This is a genomic window from Cobetia sp. MC34, assembly GCF_018340035.1.
In the GTDB taxonomy this organism is placed as follows: domain Bacteria; phylum Pseudomonadota; class Gammaproteobacteria; order Pseudomonadales; family Halomonadaceae; genus Cobetia; species Cobetia amphilecti.
Map to the genome: position 1 here is coordinate 1 of NZ_JADPPY010000070.1, position 4,274 is coordinate 4,274.

General features: G+C 60.1%; 5 protein-coding genes. 3 read left to right on the top strand and 2 right to left on the bottom strand.

What is annotated here, in order from left to right; translation table 11 throughout:
- The 3 genes from IZU87_RS17045 to IZU87_RS17055 all read left to right on the top strand — a co-directional run.
- The coding region (locus tag IZU87_RS17045; RefSeq protein ID WP_213115339.1) for an ISAs1 family transposase at window positions 1-278 on the top strand (278 nt) is incomplete at its 5' end.
- 22 nt (window positions 279-300) lie between these two features.
- Window positions 301-1,059 (top strand): O-antigen ligase family protein, encoded by a 759-nt coding sequence (locus IZU87_RS17050; protein ID WP_213115340.1) that lies wholly within the window; start codon window positions 301-303, stop codon window positions 1,057-1,059.
- A 114-nt stretch (window positions 1,060-1,173) separates the two neighbouring features.
- Window positions 1,174-1,824 (top strand): DsbA family oxidoreductase, encoded by a 651-nt coding sequence (locus tag IZU87_RS17055; RefSeq protein ID WP_191237307.1) that lies wholly within the window; start codon window positions 1,174-1,176, stop codon window positions 1,822-1,824.
- 154 nt (window positions 1,825-1,978) lie between these two features.
- Here IZU87_RS17055 and IZU87_RS17060 read toward each other — a convergent pair whose 3' ends face one another.
- Entirely contained in the window at window positions 1,979-3,316 is a 1,338-nt protein-coding gene (locus IZU87_RS17060) for an aminotransferase class I/II-fold pyridoxal phosphate-dependent enzyme (protein WP_175090705.1), read from the bottom strand.
- 863 nt (window positions 3,317-4,179) lie between these two features.
- Window positions 4,180-4,266, bottom strand: a complete 87-nt coding sequence (locus tag IZU87_RS18100) for a hypothetical protein (RefSeq protein WP_349305200.1) — start codon at window positions 4,264-4,266, stop codon at window positions 4,180-4,182.
- Window positions 4,267-4,274 lie beyond the last annotated feature (8 nt).

Genomic DNA, 4,274 nt, shown 5'->3' on the forward strand with positions numbered 1-4,274 from the left:
ACTACATTAGTTCAGCCGAGTTGACCGCCAAGAAGCTCGCCGAAGCAGCTCGGCAGCACTGGCATATTGAGGCCAAGCTCCACTGGTCTTTGGATGTGGCGCTTCGTGAAGATGCCTGCAAAATCCACCGCGGACAGGCGGGGGAAAACCTCGCCAGGGTCCGGCATATTGCGCTGAATTATCTGAAAGGAGAGAAATCTTTCAAAGGCGGAATTCGGCGGAAACAGAAGAAAGCGGCACTGGTTGAGACATATCTTGCTGACATTCTCGCGGTCTGAAAGCTTTCATGCGTTTTCCCTGATGAGTCAGGCAGGTGCCCGGCGGCGCTATTGGATACTGGCGCTGCTGGTTGGCGGGGCCTTCGGCATCATCGGCTCGTTGATGTCGGGGACACGCGGCGGTTGGATCGGCTTTCCCTTCGCGGCCTGGGTGCTGTATCGCAGGTATGGTGAGGTGATTTCACGCCGTGTGCTCAGACTGGGCGTCTTCATGTGCGCCGGGGTGATCGCCTTGATGGTGATGACGCCGGCCACCGGCATTCAGCAACGTGTCGAAGCCGGTGTCTCGGATGTCACGAAGTACGTGGAGGACCGCAATGCCGGCACCTCTGCGGGGGCGCGTCTCGAGATGTGGCGGGGGGCTCTGCTGATGATCGCCGAGCAGCCGTGGCTGGGCAGGGGCGAGACGGGGTATGCCGAGGCGCGTGATGCGATGATCGAGCGGGGAGAGCTTAGTCGCCACGTTCAACCTTACGAGCATCCCCACAACGAGTTTCTCGATGCCTGGGTCAAGCGCGGGATACTGGGCTTGCTGGCGTTGCTGGCACTCTATCTGGTGCCGCTGCGACTCTTCTACCGTCGCCTGGACAGCGATGATCTGACATTGCGCTCACTGGCTGTCGCCGGCGTGCTACTGCCGCTGACCTTCCTCGACTTCGGGATGACCTGGGTGATGTTCTCCCAGGCCAGTGGCGTGATGGTCTACGCCTTCTGGCTGGCGATCGTGTGGGGCACGCTGCGCGCCCACGAGCGACGCCTCGAGACACAGCAGGCACCCTGAAAGTATTTTGACCTGCGAAGGTGACGGGTCTACAGTACGCGCAAAATTTGAGCAGTCGCTCACGACTATTTACGTGGGGTGGAGGAGGTTGCTTCACCGCTCAGGAGAACTGACATGCAAGACAAGCTCAAGATCGACATCGTCTCCGACGTGATGTGCCCGTGGTGCGTGATCGGCTACAAGCGCCTCGAGAGCGCCATTCAGTCACTCGGCCTGGAAGATAGCGTCGAGATCGAATGGCAGCCCTTCGAGCTGAATCCGGACATGCCGGCACATGGCGAGAATCTGCGCGCCCATATCGAGCGCAAGTACGACACCACGCCCAAGGCCAGTGCCGAGGTACGTCGCAACCTGACCGCTCTGGCAGCCGAGGAAGGCCTGGTCTTCAATTTCTTCGACGACATGCGCATGGTGAATACCCTCGAGCTCCACGTTCTGCTCGAGTACGCCGCCGAACAGGGCATGCAGCATGACCTGATGATGCAGTTCTATGCTGACTACTTCACCTTGCAGAAGGACATGTCAGACCGCGCCGTGATGGCGGACGCTCTGGCCGCGGTCGGGCTGGATGCCACTGAAGGGCTGGCAAAACTGGACGACCCGGAAGCCCTCCAGCAGGTAAGGGCGCACGAAGCCCAGTGGCAGCAGATGGGCATCTCCAGCGTGCCGACCTTCGTCTTCAATCGTCGCAGCGCTCTGAACGGGGCCCAGCCTAAAGAGGTGTTCGAGCAGGTGTTGAGCGAGCTTTCGGGAGATCAGGCGTGAGCCTCACCGACTGAGGTATCACTCAAGCACTGATTTTCGGTAGTGACGATCCCGTGACAAAAACGCGGCCCCGCTTTTGAGCAGGGCCGCGTTTTTCGTTCCGGGGTGTGAAATGGCAGAACTGGCCGATCCGTCCCGTGTGGGCTGACGACCCTCAGAGCCCTGCCTTAATGTCGCTCAGCTGCTGGATGAGGGTCTCGAGGACGGCGTCCACCTGGGCTTCGGTGTGCTCGCAGGAGAGGAAGAAGCGCAGACGAGCGCTCTTCTCCGGCACGGCGGGGTGCAGGATGGGCTGGACGTTGAAGCCGGCCTCGAACAACTGGTTGGAGAGGCGTGCCGCCACCAGGGAGCTGCCGAGGATGACAGGCACCACCGCGACGCCCAGGCTGTCGCCGACATCCAGCCCCAGCGCACGGGCGCGCGTGAGGAAGTAGCCGGAGACGGCATGCAGGCGCGCGATGCGCTGTCTGGCATCATCACCCTGGAGCAGTTCGAGGATCTTCAGCGACGGGGCGGCGACCTGGGCCGGCATGCCCACCGAGTAGAGGAAGCCCGGCGCGAAGTAGCGCAACATGCTGACCAGCTCCTTGCAGCCGGCGATGTAGCCGCCGCAGCCGGACAGCGTCTTGCTCATCGTGCCCATCCAGATATCGACGTCACGCGCAGCGATGTCGAAGTGCTCCCTCAGGCCGAGCCCGCGCTCCCCAAGCACGCCGAAGGAGTGGGCTTCATCGACCATCAGCCAGCAGCGGTACTGTTGCTTGAGGGCGATCAGACGCGGCAGGTCCGGCACGTCGCCGTCCATGCTGTAGAGGCCTTCAGTGACGATCAGCACGCGCTCGAACTTGCCGCGCTGACTGCTGAGTAGGGCTTCCAGCGCGTCGGGGTCGTTGTGCGCGAAGGGCATGCGACGAGCGCCGGAGAGCTGAGCGCCCACCAGCGAGCTGTTGTGGATCCACTCGTCATGCAGGATCAGGTCCTTCGGGCCGAGCAGATAGCCCAGCGTGGAGACATTGGTGGCATGACCGCTGACGAACACCACCGCATCCTCGACCTCGTAGGTGCGCGCCACCGCCGCTTCCAGCTGCCGATGGATCGGACGCTCACCGGAGACGGCGCGTGAGGCCGACACCGAGGTGCCGTAATGGGCCGCCGCCTCGGCCGCCGCCTTGATCACCTCGGGATGACGGGAATAGTCGAGGTAGTTGTAGCTGGCGAAGTTGATCAGCTCGCGCCCATCGATGCGTGTCGTGGCGCCGGCGCAGCCTTCATGCACGCGGAAAAAGGGCTCCGGCACGCCGAAGGCGGCACCGGCCTGCTGCATCATGCTCAGCTGCTGATAACCGGGCTGGCGATCGAAACGCACGAAGTCATCGCTGATCACCAGCGGTGTTGGCTTGCTGGCAAACACATCGTCGCCTGCGTCGTCCGCCACGCGAGCGGTTGTTTGGGTACGACGGGCACGCGCCTTGTCCAGCAGCTGTTGTTTCATGTCGCGGGGAGAGAGGCCGGAGGAGTGACGTGTTGCCAAAGAGGAAGTCCTTGAAGTTGAAGCGATCTTTCCCTTGATGATGATGGGGTGTCGGCAAGAGGGCAAGCCTTTGCGCGCGTGGGAACGAATCTCGATGGGACTTGCTGAGGACCCGCCACATGCGGTTGCGCGCGTGCGGTCGGTGAGTCACCCGTCCGGGCTGCTCAAGCGCCACCCACAATAATGCCCCTTATCCAACGTGTGCTGCCATATCAAGGTCTTATCGCCGTTCTTGGCTGGCCGCCAGGCGAGCGGTTGCACTCAGCGGCCAGGGCGATCAAGCGATAGGAGCCAGAAAGTCGCCAGGCAGTGGGGTACGGGTTAAATGGTTCTTGGCTCTGAGAGTAATGTGCGTATTGAGCTCCTCTCCCCGAAGCCCAGGGTGTTGCCGAATATGTTCATCGATTAGCTGAATGACAAATTCCGCATAACGCGATGAGGCGAGTTCTATTGTCGAGACAGTGCGTCCCATCAGCTGGACGATCACGAGATAAGTAGCCTGCTGCGTTCGGGCAAGGAGCAATGCGTAACCTTCGGTACTCGTAGTGATAGCTAAAGGCACATGATCTACGATGTCTCTATGTGCGTTGACAGACAGGATGCTCATTTCGTCCATGAAGGTGATCTCATCTCATGAAAATATGGGAACTTACTGGATGATGCCTATTGTCCGTTTAGGCAACACCGCTGGCTATAATACTCTAGTAAGTAAAACACTAGTTGTCATTTATTTTTTAGCGCAATAAGTGTAAGAGGGTGTAGATACTTTCGGCATCAAATTTGAAGTTAGCGGTAAGCGTTCGGGCATCACCGCTTGCGAGTGATCACGCAGTATGCTGCCAATGATGGGGCAGAAGTTCGTGCACTTGGCTAGCCTTTTGGGTCGGCAGCCTTTCCAACACATTCTTCAGGTAGGTAT

Excerpts from the sequence above, each read along its gene's own strand:
- IZU87_RS17050 (WP_213115340.1), top strand. The coding sequence starts at position 301 with ATGAGTCAGGCAGGTGCCCGGCGGCGCTATTGGATACTGGCGCTGCTG.
- IZU87_RS17055 (WP_191237307.1), top strand. The coding sequence starts at position 1,174 with ATGCAAGACAAGCTCAAGATCGACATCGTCTCCGACGTGATGTGCCCG.
- IZU87_RS17060 (WP_175090705.1), bottom strand. The coding sequence starts at position 3,316 with ATGAAACAACAGCTGCTGGACAAGGCGCGTGCCCGTCGTACCCAAACA.